Source organism: Carnobacterium mobile DSM 4848, from assembly GCF_000744825.1.
Lineage (GTDB): Bacteria > Bacillota > Bacilli > Lactobacillales > Carnobacteriaceae > Carnobacterium_A > Carnobacterium_A mobile.
In genome coordinates, this window is record NZ_JQMR01000001.1 from 756,468 (window position 1) to 771,114 (window position 14,647).

The 14,647-nt window shown below is 35.2% G+C and carries 15 protein-coding genes; 3 read left to right on the forward strand and 12 right to left on the reverse strand.

Going from position 1 to position 14,647, the window contains the following annotated elements:
- Window positions 1–61: 61 nt before the first annotated feature.
- Window positions 62–1,840, reverse strand: coding sequence for an ABC transporter ATP-binding protein (locus BR87_RS03395; RefSeq protein ID WP_035028671.1), 1,779 nt, complete (start codon window positions 1,838–1,840; stop codon window positions 62–64).
- Window positions 1,837–3,567 (reverse strand): ABC transporter ATP-binding protein, encoded by a 1,731-nt coding sequence (locus BR87_RS03400; RefSeq protein ID WP_035028674.1) that lies wholly within the window; start codon window positions 3,565–3,567, stop codon window positions 1,837–1,839. The genes BR87_RS03395 and BR87_RS03400 overlap by 4 nt, the downstream gene beginning before the upstream one ends.
- 437 nt (window positions 3,568–4,004) lie before the next feature.
- On the opposite strand from BR87_RS03400, the gene BR87_RS03405 reads away from it, so the two are divergent.
- Together BR87_RS03405 and rnjA are read left to right on the forward strand one after the other, a co-directional pair.
- Window positions 4,005–4,223 (forward strand): DNA-directed RNA polymerase subunit epsilon, encoded by a 219-nt coding sequence (locus BR87_RS03405; protein ID WP_035028677.1) that lies wholly within the window; start codon window positions 4,005–4,007, stop codon window positions 4,221–4,223.
- Window positions 4,220–5,896, forward strand: a complete 1,677-nt coding sequence (gene rnjA / locus BR87_RS03410; protein ID WP_035028685.1) for a ribonuclease J1 — start codon at window positions 4,220–4,222, stop codon at window positions 5,894–5,896. The genes BR87_RS03405 and rnjA overlap by 4 nt, the downstream gene beginning before the upstream one ends.
- 95 nt (window positions 5,897–5,991) lie before the next feature.
- Here the strand turns inward: rnjA and BR87_RS03415 are convergent, their stop codons facing one another.
- The 10 genes from BR87_RS03415 to BR87_RS03460 form a co-directional block, all read right to left on the reverse strand.
- Window positions 5,992–6,291 carry a HesB/YadR/YfhF family protein gene (locus tag BR87_RS03415; RefSeq protein WP_035028688.1) on the reverse strand — a complete coding sequence of 100 codons (300 nt, stop codon included), beginning with the start codon at window positions 6,289–6,291 and terminating at the stop codon, window positions 5,992–5,994.
- 144 nt (window positions 6,292–6,435) lie between these two features.
- On the reverse strand, window positions 6,436–7,068 hold the full coding sequence (locus BR87_RS03420) for a response regulator transcription factor (RefSeq protein ID WP_035028691.1): 633 nt from the start codon (window positions 7,066–7,068) through the stop codon (window positions 6,436–6,438).
- Window positions 7,065–8,135 (reverse strand): sensor histidine kinase, encoded by a 1,071-nt coding sequence (locus BR87_RS03425; RefSeq protein ID WP_035028693.1) that lies wholly within the window; start codon window positions 8,133–8,135, stop codon window positions 7,065–7,067. Before BR87_RS03425 ends, BR87_RS03420 begins: the two co-directional genes overlap by 4 nt.
- Window positions 8,132–8,869, reverse strand: coding sequence for a cell wall-active antibiotics response protein LiaF (liaF, locus tag BR87_RS03430; protein WP_035028695.1), 738 nt, complete (start codon window positions 8,867–8,869; stop codon window positions 8,132–8,134). The genes BR87_RS03425 and liaF overlap by 4 nt, the downstream gene beginning before the upstream one ends.
- Window positions 8,870–9,045: 176 nt before the next feature.
- Window positions 9,046–9,519: a transcription elongation factor GreA gene (greA, locus tag BR87_RS03435; protein ID WP_035028698.1), complete on the reverse strand. Its 474-nt coding sequence runs from the start codon at window positions 9,517–9,519 to the stop codon at window positions 9,046–9,048.
- 260 nt (window positions 9,520–9,779) lie between these two features.
- Complete coding sequence (gene udk, locus BR87_RS03440) at window positions 9,780–10,433, reverse strand: uridine kinase (RefSeq protein WP_404813293.1); 654 nt, start codon at window positions 10,431–10,433, stop codon at window positions 9,780–9,782.
- Window positions 10,434–10,513: 80 nt separating this feature from the next.
- Window positions 10,514–11,665 carry an endolytic transglycosylase MltG gene (gene mltG / locus BR87_RS03445; protein ID WP_244877067.1) on the reverse strand — a complete coding sequence of 384 codons (1,152 nt, stop codon included), beginning with the start codon at window positions 11,663–11,665 and terminating at the stop codon, window positions 10,514–10,516.
- 285 nt (window positions 11,666–11,950) lie between these two features.
- Window positions 11,951–12,286 carry a DUF1292 domain-containing protein gene (locus BR87_RS03450; RefSeq protein WP_035028702.1) on the reverse strand — a complete coding sequence of 112 codons (336 nt, stop codon included), beginning with the start codon at window positions 12,284–12,286 and terminating at the stop codon, window positions 11,951–11,953.
- A gap of 64 nt (window positions 12,287–12,350) precedes the next feature.
- Window positions 12,351–12,773, reverse strand: a complete 423-nt coding sequence (gene ruvX, locus BR87_RS03455; RefSeq protein ID WP_035028704.1) for a Holliday junction resolvase RuvX — start codon at window positions 12,771–12,773, stop codon at window positions 12,351–12,353.
- Window positions 12,773–13,039 carry an IreB family regulatory phosphoprotein gene (locus tag BR87_RS03460; RefSeq protein ID WP_035028707.1) on the reverse strand — a complete coding sequence of 89 codons (267 nt, stop codon included), beginning with the start codon at window positions 13,037–13,039 and terminating at the stop codon, window positions 12,773–12,775. Before BR87_RS03460 ends, ruvX begins: the two co-directional genes overlap by 1 nt.
- A gap of 181 nt (window positions 13,040–13,220) precedes the next feature.
- Here BR87_RS03460 and BR87_RS03465 point away from each other — a divergent pair, with 181 nt between their 5' ends.
- Window positions 13,221–14,606: an ISNCY family transposase gene (locus tag BR87_RS03465; protein WP_035028710.1), complete on the forward strand. Its 1,386-nt coding sequence runs from the start codon at window positions 13,221–13,223 to the stop codon at window positions 14,604–14,606.
- Window positions 14,607–14,647 lie beyond the last annotated feature (41 nt).

Consider the following 14,647-nt stretch of genomic DNA (forward strand, 5'->3'; position numbering starts at 1 on the left):
CCTTTCTATACTTAAAAAAAATAATTAAAAATGAGCATCTTTTTAAGACGCTCATTTAATTTTATTCTTCTGCTTGTTTAAATTGACTATTATACAGCTTCTCATAAAATCCGCCTTTATTCAATAGCTCTTGATGATTGCCTTGTTCCACGATTTCTCCTTGATCCATTACTAGAATCAAATCAGCATCGCGAATTGTTGACAGTCGGTGAGCAATCACAAAACTTGTCCGGCCTTCCATGACTTTTTTCATTGCTGTTTGGATCAATGCTTCTAATCGGGTATCGACTGAACTAGTTGCCTCATCCAAAATTAAAATCTTGGGATCGGAAATGATTGCACGTGCAATCGTCAATAATTGTTTTTGCCCTAATGAGATGTTAGATGCTTCTTGGTTCAATACCATATTGTATCCGTCTGGCAATGTACGAACAAAATGGTCAACATTAGCAGTTTTGGCCGCATCAACTACTTCATATTCAGTAGCGTCTAATTTTCCAAATCGTATGTTATCAGCAATTGTACCATTATAAAGCCAAGCATCTTGTAAAACCATACCAAATTGCGATCTCACATCTTTTCGAGACATTGTTTTAGTATCAATGCCGTCTATTTTGATGGCGCCGCTATCTACGTCATAAAAACGCATTAATAAATTGATCAAAGTTGTTTTTCCTGCCCCAGTTGGTCCGACAATAGCAACCATTTGTCCGCTTTTCACTTGAACATTTAAGTCTTTTATCAAAGGCTTGTTTTTAGTATAACCAAATGTTACTTGCTCAAAGCTGACATCGCCAGCTACTGTTTCGGGTAACTCAACCCGAATAGCATCAGGTTTTTCTTCTGGTTCGTCTAATATTTCAAAAATCCTGCCGACTGCAGCTGCAGCACTCTGTAGCACACCCGATAATTGTGTAATTTGTGATAAAGGTTGGTTGATTTGCCAAATGTATTGAGTGAAAGCTTGTAAGTTCCCTAAAGAAAGGGTGCCTTGGATAACAAATAGCCCACCAATCACTGCTACTCCAAAATAAACCAAATTAGTGACAAGTCCAATTAAAGGACTCATTATGCCAGATACAAAAGCTGCTTTAAATCCAAATTTATTTAAGCGCTGATTAATAACTTTAAATTCTTCTAATTTATCTTTTTCTTTCCCATATAATTTTATTTCAGAAAAACCGCTGAAGCTTTCTTGTACGTGTCCATTCATAGCTCCTAACGCATCTTGCTGTTCAATAAAATAAGGTTGTGATTTGCGAATAATAAATTTAGAAATCGCGTAAGACGTTGGAATCATCAATAATATAATAGCTGCTAATGGTACAGATAAATACAACATCATCACAATAGCGAAAATAATCCCCATAATCGAATTTACGATTTGAATCAAACTTTGCTGCATAGCATTACTGACCGCGTCCACGTCATTGGTTACCCGGCTTAGGATATTCCCTTGTTGGTTACGGTCAAAATAAGCAACAGGCAACCGATTGATTTTTCCTTCTATATCGTTCCGCAAGTCACGCATCGTATGTTGGACAACATTCGTCATAATATAAGAAGAAGTATATAAGGTGATTTGATAAATACCTGCTACTCCTAACATGACATAAATAATTTGACGAACATATGCAAAGTTGACTTTCGCTCCCGGTATTCCTTTCAACATATCTGCTACATTATTGCCTACCTCCGTTAAGGCTAAACCAATAATAAACGGTTGTAAAGCATTCATTAACATACAAAGCATCGTCAGACAGATAGCTGCAAAAAAGCCTACTTTATATGGCTTGATGTAATTCCATAAGCGACGAATGGCCACTACCGATCCTCTCATGCTAATTCCTCCTTCGTCAATTGCGAAGCTGCAATCGCATAATAAATCTCTGAAGTCTTTAATAACTCTTCGTGCGTTCCTTGAGCTACCACATTTCCTTTATCCAAGACAATTATTTTATTTGCATGCCGGATAGAACCCACGCGTTGAGCAACAATCAATACAGAAGCTTCTTGAGTTTCAGCTTTCAATCGCTCTCTAAGCCGTGCATCAGTTTGATAATCTAGAGCTGAAAAACTATCATCGAATATATAAATATCTGGTTTTTTTATAATCGCTCGAGCGATCGATAACCGCTGCTTTTGCCCACCCGACATATTACTGCCGCCTTCTGCTAAAAGCTCTTCGTATTGATCTGGTTTAGATAATATAAATTCTTTTGCTTGTGAAATATCTGTTGCTTGTTCAATTTCTTTTGTGGATGCATTCCATTTGCCGTACCGCATGTTTTGAGAAATGGTTCCGGTAAAAAGCAGCGCCTTTTGTGGGATAAAGCCGATTTTTTTTCTTAAGGCGCGAAGTTGATAATCCCTTACGTCTACTCCATCAATCAAAATACGGCCTTTTGTCACATCATAGAAACGCGGAATCAATTGAATTAGCGTTGATTTTCCGCTTCCAGTACTTCCGATAAAAGCTACTGTTTCTCCTGGTTCAGCTGTAAAACTAACATTTCGGATAACAGGAGATTCAGTATTTCCCGGATAAGCAAAGGTAACATTTTCAAATGCAATGTGCCCATGAATAGCTGTTTCCGTTACTCCACCTTCATTTTCATCAATGGATGGCTTTGTTTGCAACACTTCTTCTATTCGTTCAGCAGAAACAGCAGCACGCGGGTACATCATAAATACATTTGCAAATAGCATAAATGAAAAAAGGGCATGAAAAATATATTCTATAAATGCAATCAAGCTACCTACTTGTAAACTTCCTTTTTGGATCTCCACAGCTCCCAACCAAACAATTGTTGCTAGAATCAAATTAAAAATAATAGAAAAAACCGGCATGGCTACGGCCATTAATTTAAACAGCTTTTTTGAAACAGCTGTATATGCTTGATTGACCTTAACAAATCTTTTTTCTTGAAAAGCTTCTTTAACAAATGCTCGAATAACTCGTAAACCAGTTAAATTTTCACGTAAATTCTGATTGATGTTATCTAAGTTTGCTTGTTGAGTTTCTGATAAAGGCTCTGAACGTTTAGCGATCAGCCAAACAATTGCAAAAAGAAAAGGAATAGCGATTAAGACGACATAAGAAAGTGATGAACTTGTACGCACAATCATAATAAAACTAGAAATAAACATAATAGGTGTCATCATACCTTGTCTTAATACCATCTGTAAAAAAGTCATGATTTGAAAAGCATCATTTGTCGTTCTTGTTACCAATGAAGACACACCAATTTGATTAAATTCACTATGTGAAAAAGCTTGAACTGACATAAATATATCGTTTCTAATGTCTCTCACAATATTAGTCGTGATCCTACTGCCTGCGTAAGCAAGTCCAATGAGTCCCGCTAGACCTATAACAGCAATCACAATCATCCATATGCCATAATATGTAACAACTGAAAAATCATTCATAACGATTCCTTTATCGATAATTAAAGCTAGTAAAGTGGGCAACCCTAATTCAATAAGAACAAACCCAAATACACAAATAAAATTTAAGAGTAACAACCCTTTATAATTCCTTAAATAACGCCACATTAATTTCATCTATTCATCTCCTTTTAAAAATTAAGGGTGTAATCATTCCAATAATATAGCATAATTTAAGGAAAAGGAACATTCTTACTTTATTTTTTTATCCGAATACATAACTTTATTAGCTTTTCTTCAAGATTGAACGTAGTTTCTATACTTACTTATTGAATTATGGTAAAATGATACTACCTGTTGTGAGACTACCACAACCACCAGTTCGGGAAAAAATATTATAAAGTATTTTATCGTTCGCTTACTTTAACATGCTGCCCATTTTTTCTATATTGTTTTTCCTATATAAAAATAAGACAAAACTGATGTGGTTTTATCTAATCATCACTGACTACTGTAAGTCGATGGTTTTTTCATTATGCAACAAAAATATCACCAAATAAATGATTACTAACACAACTCATCATAAATGATGACAGTTAAAAGGAGAGAAAAAAATGATTTTTAAAATCACTTATCAAGAAACAAAAGTAAGAAATCCAAAACGGGAAGAAACTAAAACACTTTATCTTGAAGCTGAAACTAGTATAGAAGCCCGTTCAATTGTTGAACAAAATACCCCCTTCAATATTGAATTTGTTCAGCCTCTTGAAGGAAAACATTTAGATTACGAACAAAAGAATCCGGAATTTATTATCACGGAGTTTTCTAAATGAAACTTTCTATAAAAAACAATGAAGCAGCCGTCTTTGCCATTGGGGGTTTAGGTGAAATTGGTAAAAATACTTATGGTGTTCAATTTCAAGATGAAATCATCATTATTGACGCTGGTATTAAATTTCCCGAAGACGACTTACTAGGAATTGATTATGTCATTCCAGATTATAGTTACATTGTCCAAAATATAAATAAAGTAAAAGCTTTAGTCATTACTCATGGTCACGAAGATCATATTGGCGGAATCCCATTCCTATTAAAACAAGCTAATATTCCTATTTATGCTGGCCCGCTTGCAAGTGCCTTGATTCGTAATAAGTTAAATGAACACGGATTATTACGTGATACTGAATTACATGAAATCAATGAAGATGCGGTCATTAAATTCCGTAAAACGAGTGTTAGCTTTTTTAGAACAACTCATAGTATTCCTGAGGCTTATGGGGTTGTCGTTAAGACACCGCCTGGCAATATTGTAGCAACAGGCGATTTCAAATTTGATTTTACTCCAGTTGGCGAACCAGCTGATCTGCATAGAATGGCTAAAATTGGAGACGAAGGTGTCTTGGCTCTGCTTTCAGATAGTACAAATGCTGAAATTCCAAATTTCACTAAATCTGAACAAGTAGTTGGAGAATCTATCACAAGTATTATGCAAAAAGTGGAAGGTCGGATTATATTCGCAACTTTTGCTTCAAATATTTCCCGCTTGGAACAAGTTGCTAATGCAGCAATTAAAACGGGCAGAAAAATTGCTGTTTTCGGGCGAAGCATGGAAGCTTCTGTTGCAACAGGCCGTCAGCTAGGTTATATTACAGCTCCAGATGACATATTTATTGAAGCACAGGAATTAAATCGTCAACCTGCTAACGAGACAATTATTTTATGTACTGGCTCACAAGGAGAACCAATGGCAGCTTTAAGCCGAATCGCTAACGGTACACATCGACAAATTTCGGTACAACCTGGTGATACAGTCATCTTTTCTAGTTCGCCGATTCCTGGCAACACTGCCAGCGTCAATCGGGTGATTAACTTGCTGTCCGAGGCTGGAGCAAATGTGATCCATGGAAAAGTCAACAACATCCATACTTCTGGTCATGGTGGACAACAAGAAGAAAAATTAATGCTGCGGTTAATAAAACCTAAGTTTTTTGTCCCTGTTCACGGGGAGTACCGGATGCAAAAAATTCATGCTGGTTTAGCTGAACAAGTAGGTATTCCAAAAGAAGATTGTTTTATTTTAGAAAATGGCGATGTTCTTGCTCTGACAGCTGATTCTGCAAGACGTGCTGGACATTTTGATGCTGGCGATGTTTATGTAGATGGTAAAGGCATCGGAGATATTGGAAATGTTGTTTTACGTGACCGCCGTTTGCTTTCAGAAGAAGGTTTAGTTGTAGTTGTGGTGACGATTGATTACAAAGCGAAAGAAATTTTAGCTGGACCAGATATTTTATCACGTGGCTTTATTTATATGCGTGAATCTGGCGAATTAATCAATGATGCTCAGCGAGTAATTGCTCGTGGTTTGAGAAAACTACTCACTACTAGCGAAGACACCATTACAGAACAAATGGTTAAAGCTGCTATTACTGAAAGTCTTAAACCGTTCTTATACGAGAAAACGGAACGCCATCCAATGGTTTTACCAGTTATTATGCCGGTATAAAAGATACCAACTTTGGCTTTTGAGTCTGTTTAAAAAAATAATTATAAAATAAAAGAGGAGTTGGGACAAAAGTCCCAACTCCTCTTTTTATCTCTTTAGTCTTCTTGAACAACAAAAGTATAAATAGGTTCATCCTTTTCCGCATTAAAATCAACTTGTAAATCATATCCACTAAAGAACCACTCATCATTTTTTTCAATAAAATACAAAACTCCGTTAATTTCTTCTTTTACAAGAGCATCTTCAGGCTGATCTACAGCCATTCCTACAGAGAAACCTTCATGAACGTTTGTTTTTCCATAAACCTTGCCTAAAAACCGCACACCGCTCTCTGGAGAAACCCCAACTTCATTTTCAAACCACTCAATAGCTGCTGGTGTTAATTCTATTTTCATGTGTTAGTTTCATAAGTACTCTTTACTTATGAATCCTCCTTCCAATCCACTGACTTTCTAGTAATAGTTTAACATACCTCAGCAAAAAAAACAGGTACTGAATTTGTACGCTATTAGCTTTAAAAACAAAATCAATCAATATGACTACTGAATCAAATGATGCTTAAATGCATAGATAGCTGCTTGCGTCCGATCGTCGACATCTAACTTCGCTAGTATATTAGAAACATGCGTTTTAACTGTTTTTAATGTAATAAATAGAGCGTCTGCGATTTCTTGGTTTGAATTGCCTTGTGCGATCAAAAGTAGGATTTCTTTTTCTCGTTTAGTTAAGTCTTCATGCAGCTGATGAGTTTTCTTTTGAGAAAATCGCATCATCATTTTACCTGTAACTTCTGGTTCTAAAATAGTTTCTCCCTTATAAGTAGAACGGATAGCTTCAGCTATTTCGCTAGCAGTAGAGGTTTTTAGTATATAACTAGCAGCCCCTGCTTCAAGAGCTGGATAGACTTTTTCATCATCAATAAAGCTAGTCACAATAATAATCTTCGCTTCTGGCCATTCAGTCATAATAGCTTTAGTTGATTCGATACCATCCATTACGTCCATTACTAAATCCATCATAATAACATCTGGTCTTAATGCTAACGCTTTTTCATAGCCGATTTTTCCATTTTCAGCTTCCCCAATCACTTCAATATCTGATTGGATGGATAAATAGGATGAAACACCTAAACGCACCATTTCATGATCATCGATCAATAACACTTTTATCATTCAGCCTCGCTCCTTTTAATGAGAGGTATTTTGATTTCTATACTTGTTCCTTTATTAATGAAACTAATTATTTTACACGTCCCGCCCATTCCATTTACTCGTTCTTTGATATTTTCTAATCCATAGTTCCCTGCTTTTTTATCATCAGGATTAAATCCAATACCATCATCAATCACTCTTAATAATAGCGAATCAGGAAATTGATGTAAATAAACTTCTAGTTCTTTTGCTTTTGAATGCCGTAATGTATTTGAAAGGAGTTCTTGAACAATACGGAAAAGGTGGTCTTCCATACCAGTAGCCAACAGTACATCATCAATTTCCCAGGTGAGTTGGATTTGAATTTTTGTTTTTAATTCAGTTAATAATTGCTCAATTCCTTTTTTTAACGTTTTTCCTTCTAAATTAATGGGTCTTAAATGAAGTAACAAAGCTCTCATTTCCGATTGTGACTCGTTAATAATACCTTCTACCATCTTTAACTGTTTTTGTAATCCAGTATCGGAACCCTCTACTTGTTCATTAATAGCTGATAGCATCATCATAGCAGCAAATAATTGTTGGCTAACAGAATCGTGTAGTTCTCTGGCCAGGCGGTGCCGCTCGATCTCCAGTATCTCTTCTTTTGTTTGCCCATCAACTAATTTAGGCAAATTGCTTTGGTCTTGTACTTCTTTTGATAATTCAAGCAGCTTCATACGAATAGCAGACAAAGAAGCTTTTATATCTTCTAAATAATCGATCTCTCCTTCTGTATCTGTTAAGAAATCTTCAAAGTATTCCGGCAAATAGTTTCCGCTTGCAAGTAATCGAAGCGTCTCTTCTAATTGATGCCACTCTCTGCGCTGATTGACATAAATCAGCAATGTAGTAATCAAACCGATCAACAGAGCTAGTCCTATCAGATAAAGCAAATAAGGAATATGTAGAAACCTGGCCGTAAAAATATTAATATGCCAAGTTTCAGGAGAAAATGCATATCCATAACATAAGGATACACCAAGTAAAATCAAAAATGAAAAAAAAGCAATCTGAATGAACCGCATCTTGATGTTTTCTTTTTTCATATTGAAATCACCTCTAAATCTCCTATTAGAACAGTTGTAATCAGTTTTAATTTTCGAGAACTCTCATTAAATTGCTGACTATATAATTTAACGGATTCGTTATTTAAAGCGTATGTTTCTCCTTCGAAATTTACTTTTCCTTTAAAAGCACTATGTTCAACCATAATTCCAATACCAGCCGGTACTAGAATGCGCGTTTTTCCAAATCCTTTGCGGATCACCACATAACTCTCATTTTTCGGTAAAAGCGTATTTCCAATATCCACTATCGTATCTCCCATAAATACAGTGAGGTTAATATCATCCCATTCGTATACGGTATTTCCGATTCGTTCATTTCCGATCCATTTCCGCTTGAATCGTTTACCGTCCTTAGGTAAAGATTCAGTTGTTTCTACGACAATAATGTCTTTTTCTTGCCATGGTACATTTTCAAAATTCAATGAATCGAACTTCGAAAATAAATTTCCCCCAGTAGTTGCGAAAAATAAGATGGCACAAATCAACATGAACCAAATCGCACTTGTCGATAAAAGGGCCATTAAAATCAAAAAACCGCCAATCACTAAATAAGTTTGCTGTTTAGAATTTCTTTTTACTTGTTTACTGCGCAATAAAATGAAAGCCCCCATAATAATAAAAGCTAAAGTACCCATGTTACTGAATGCTTCATATACTAACCACAAGAGCAATAGGGCTTCAATTAAAATAAATAATTGCCATTTTTTATTCATCTTACTCTTCTTTCCTTTCTCAGTATTGCTGTAGGATACAACAAGTATAGGGTACGCGCTTAAAACAAGCAGCCAGCTAAAGCATGAATTTCTCCTACAACTAAAGTCTGATTTTATCAAAAAAATGAATAAAAACAGCAACACTTTACAAAAAGGTTGCTGTTTTAGTCAATTTATTATTCAATACTAGAAATTTTAATTGTCATATCGCCACCTGGAGTTGAGATGACTACTTCGTCTCCAATTTTCTTGCCCATTAGTGCTTTTGCAATCGGCGAATCATTTGAAATACGACCGCTAAATGGATCTGCTTCTGCACTTCCGACAATTGTATATTCTTCTACATCTCCATCAGGCAATTCAACAAACGTTACTTTGCGTCCTAAAGATACTTCATCTGCTGCACTATTGGAATTATCAATAATTTCAGAAAAACGCAGCATCGTTTCAATTGTTGTTATCCGTCCCTCAACAAACGCTTGCTCGTCTTTAGCAGATTCATATTCAGAGTTCTCTGATAAATCGCCAAAGCTGCGTGCAATTTTTATTCTTTCTACGATTTCTTTTCTTTTCACTGTTTTCAATTCTTCTAATTCTGCTTCCAATTTTTCTTTACCTTCTAAAGTCATTGGATATACCTTTTCTATCATAACTAAATTCTCCTTTTTAAATCAAACTTATCTATTGGTTCTTATCTCATTTATTTTATTATTGAAAGCGTACTTACAATTTCAATAGAGACAAGATACCATGAAGACAGACATTTGTAAACACTTAAAATCTAATTTCATTTAATTTTAAGTGTTATTTTTGAAGTGCTGCCATTTATATAAAGAAGTGGTATAGATAAAAACCAAATAGTATATTTTCTTTTAAAGACAACTGAAATACCCTCATTATTTTTTAAAATTTAAGCTTTCATTTGATATTCAAGGATACTTCTGATTTTCGTAGTCATTAAGTCTATTGCTACTTGGTTGCTGCCGCCTTCTGGAATAATAATATCGGCAAATTTTTTAGTCGGCTCAATAAATTGAGTATGCATTGGTTTAACAACTGTAAGGTATTGTTCAATGACAGAATTCAAAGTCCGGCCTCGCTCCTCAATATCTCGTTTGATTCTTCGAATGATACGTATATCATCATCTGTATCAACATAGACTTTAATGTCCATTAACTCTCTTAAACGCTTATCTTCTAAAATTAAAATACCTTCTAAAATAATAACTTCTTTTGGTTCTTGTAAAATAACTTTGTCACTTCGTGTATGTGCTTCATAGTCATATACTGGCTTTTCAATTGAACGATAATGAATCAAATCGTTTAAGTGTTCTATCAATAAATCTGTATCAAAAGCAAAAGGATGATCATAGTTTGTATTTAACCGTTCTTCATAAGACAAATCACTTTGATCTTTATAGTAAAAATCTTGTTCTAACATTAAAATGGAATGCCCTGAAAAATGATTATAAACAGCACGACTAACACTTGTCTTTCCACTTCCAGATCCCCCTGTTACACCAATGACAATTGGTTTGTGTCTATTGCTCATGCTATTACTCATGCTTTTGTTCGCTCCATTCCTTATGAAAAGCATTGAACCATAGGCTCAATGCTTTTCATGCTTCTGTTTAATTTTTTTATTTACTCAGTGATATACTCATCTATAAGTTCTTGGTGTTCTGTATAAGTTCTCGAAAAATAGACTTTTCCCGTTTTAGTATCAGCCAAGAAATATAAATAGTTGGTTTCAGCAGGATTTAATACTGCTTTAATTGAATCTTGCGAAGGACTGTCGAAAGGACCAGGCCCGTATCCTGTATTTTTGTATAAATTATAAGGGGAATCCACTTCTAAATCCTTGTAAGTAACGACTTCTTTGTGTTTATTCAAAGCATACAACACACTAATATCCGATTGTAAAGGCATCTCTGCTTCTAAACGATTAAAAAAGACGCTGGCAATTTTTGTACGATCTTCATATGTATTGCCTTCGCGTTCTATCAAAGAAGCTAGAGTCATCACTTCATGAACAGTTAAATGTTTTTCTTGAATAGCAGTATAATATTCCTGCATGACTTCATCCGTTTTTTTCACCATATTTTCAACAACTTCTTTAAGCGACATTTCTTCTGTAAAGTCATAAGTTGCCGGGAATAAATACCCTTCTAAAACGTATCGCGTATCTTTAGCATCCATCGCATTAGACAATAGTTCAGGGTACTTAGTTTGTAAATCAGCTAAAAACTTTGGATCTTGAACAATCTTCAAAAATTCAGCAGCTGTAAAATCAGTTGATTTTTCAATCGAGTCGGCAATTTGTTCGACTGTTACTCCTTCTTGAACTAGAATTTTGGTTCCGTCAAAAGCTACAGGACTGCCTCCCTCTTGTAAAGAATGAATAATTTCGTCTAATGTCATCGAAGGAGAAAAAAGATAATACCCGGCTTGAAAATCAGTTTCGTTATTGAGTTTAATATAAAAACTAAATACAGAAGCGCTCTTTATAACCTTATCTTTCTCTAAAATACGTGAAATATCTGCTGAAGAGGCTCCAGAAGGAATTTCTACTTGGATTTCTTCCTTGCTTGATGCATTTAATGGTTCTAGAGAAGTTGTGACATAATGGTATCCTACCACACCTAAGACAACCAGCAATAAAAATAAAATCGTAATAATACTCAAAACAATTTTATTGACCATTTTTTTTTCTTGTTGCCTTTCAGCTACTTTTGAATAAGGTTCTTTTTTATTTTCTTTTTCCTTCATTGCCTGTTTATGCGTATCTTTCTTCACCAAGAAGAGGCCCTCCTATCAAAATCAAGAAAACCATCGGATTTTCTACTCTCTTTTTTTCACTTAATCTTAGTTATTTTAAATTCCCAGCTTACACTAATATACATAATACCATACTCTATGTAGTAAAAAAAAGACAACAATCATTTTATTATGTATTTATCATTAATTTAACCATTTTCGTGGAACACAGATTATTTGATGCTAGACAACAAAATTGAGCTAATCAGAGATCCATTAGCTCAATTTTAACGTTATTCAATTCTTTCTGCTGAAATGTTCTACTTAAAATGATTCTTCGTCATCAGCCATAAAAGTATTCAATACTTCTTCAATCATATCCCATTCTTGATCTGTTTCAATGGGTTCTAAATCACCTTGTTTGCCATCTGCCATTTCAACATAAGAGTAAGCTTGCAATTCAACTTCTTCTCCTTCAGCAGAACCAGCAGGGTAAACTAAAACATAAGATTTTTCGAAATCATCTGAATCAAAAGTAAATAGAATTTCATACAATTCTTCATTTCCTTGTTCATCGATAATTGTAATATGTTCATGTCCTTCATGTTCATGATCGTGTTCATGTTCATGGTTGTGGTTGTGGTTGTGATCATCTGACATATTCAACTCTCCTTTACAAATAAATATCCTTCTTATTCATTTTAACGTAACTTTCCTTTAAAAGCTAGTTTTGATTGCTGTCCAAGTAATTTTGGAGAATCATCACTGCAGCTACTTTGTCTATTACTTTTTTGCGTTTTGCACGTGAAGTATTGCCTTCTTCAATCAACATTCTTTCAGCTTGCACAGTTGATAACCGTTCATCTTGAAAGAATATAGGAATTCCGAATAAATCTTTTAAAAGCTGAGCATAGCGAATGGAAGCTTCTGCACGCGGGCCAACAGAGTTGTTCATGTTTTTGGGCAGCCCAACGATGATTTTTGAAACTTCGTATTCTTTTATTAACTCGCTGATCCTCACCATTCCAAATTCTTCTTGAGCTTCATTGATTTTTATAATTTCAATTCCTTGAGCAGTCCATCCAAATGGGTCGCTTATTGCAACACCTACTGTTTTTGAACCGACATCTAATCCCATTGTCCTCATCAGGCTTCTTCTCCACTCGTCTTCAGATAGGTTCTAACCAATTCTTCCACTATTTCATCACGCTCGTGACGTCTAATTAAGTTTCTGGCATCCTTATGACGTGGAATATACGCTGGGTCTCCAGAGAGTAAATAACCGACAATTTGATTGATTGGATTGTATCCTTTCTCTTCTAATGCTTCGTACACTAGTGTTAATGTCTGTCTAACATCTTTGTCATGATTATCACCGACATTAAACCGAACTGTTTCATCTATTGAACTCATATTCTGCACCCCGATTTCTGTAAACTCTACTCTTATTCTACAAGAAAGCACTTCAAACTACAATAACTATAAACAATTGTAACCAGATTTTATCATTCGAACGTGATAATGTCCTAAGTAGGTCGAAGCATAAAATGTCCCAAAATGATAAAATAAACTCATGAAAAGGATCATGCTAACGATGAATGAAGATAAAAAATATAAAGTAATAAAAGCTGTGGCAGAAAAAAGAAAGGAAAAAAAGAGAGCTTGTGTTGAACTTGGGCTCTCGACGAGGCAAGTCAACAGATTGATTCAAGACTATCAAAAAGGAGGAAAAGCTATTTTTTCACACGGTAACAGAGGAAAAACGGCTAAGCACGCTGTGCCAAAGGAAACAAAAAAACAAGTGGTCGAGCTCTATCAAAGTTTTAAGATACAGCCTAATGTGAAGCATTTTACTGAAATTCTGAAGGAGGATTATGACATCTGTTACACCGATACGACTATTCGTCGTATTTTATATCGAGCGAATATTTTATCACCTAAAACCCAAAGAAAAACGCGTAAGAAAATAAAAGCTCGAATCAAAGCTAAATCGATGAAAGGAGAAAAAAAGGCTGAGAACCCATTGGTTCCAAGAGCCGAAGATCAAATGGAGTTACCCGAAAAAAGCCATCCCAGCCGTCCTAGAAAGAAATATCAGGGGGAGCTTATTCAAATGGATGCCAGTTCCTATAACTGGTTTGGTAAAGAGGTGACACATCTTCATTTAGCTATTGATGACGCTTCTGGTAATATCGTTGGGGCTTATTTCGATACGCAAGAAACACTCAAGGGTTATTATCATGTGCTCAATCAGATTCTAACGAAACAAGGCATTCCCTTAGCTTTTTTAACAGATAAACGAACGGTTTTTGAATACACATCAAAAGCCATGAGAGCGGTTGAAGAAGATACATTTACCCAGTTCGGGTTTGCCTGTCATCAACTCGGTATTGAAATTAGAACTTCATCTATTCCACAAGCTAAAGGACGTGTAGAGCGCTTAAACGGGACTGTTCAATCGCGACTTCCTGTAGATTTAGAATTAGCTGGAATACAATCTATTGAGGAAGCCAATCATTTTTTAACGAAATGGGTTAGAACTTTCAATAAGAAGTTTGGTCATAAAACGAAGGAATCCATTTATGAAAAGGCACCAACTAAATCTGAAATCAATTTGTTATTAGCACGAGTAGCGAATAGAAAAGTGGATAGTGGGCATCATATTCGTTATCAAAATAACTACTACCTGCCTACGGAAGGTAGTGAAGATAAATACTTCACACGAAAATCAAAGGTGCTAATTATCGAAGCGTTTAATGGAGATATCTATGTAAATATAGCTGAAAAAATATACACAACAAGGAGACTGAAAGAGCATGACTATTACTCAAAAGAGTTTGATCCGATTCCAGAGCAAAAAAAAGAAAGACGCCAGTATATTCCCCCACAATCTCACCCGTGGAAACTAGAATCTTTCAAAAGATATCTTCGCAGTGTCGGAAAAACACTCGAAGAGTACGAAGCTGAACAAACAGCTTAAGGCTAATTTTAACAAATTCAGTCACATTAATGCAAGCTTTT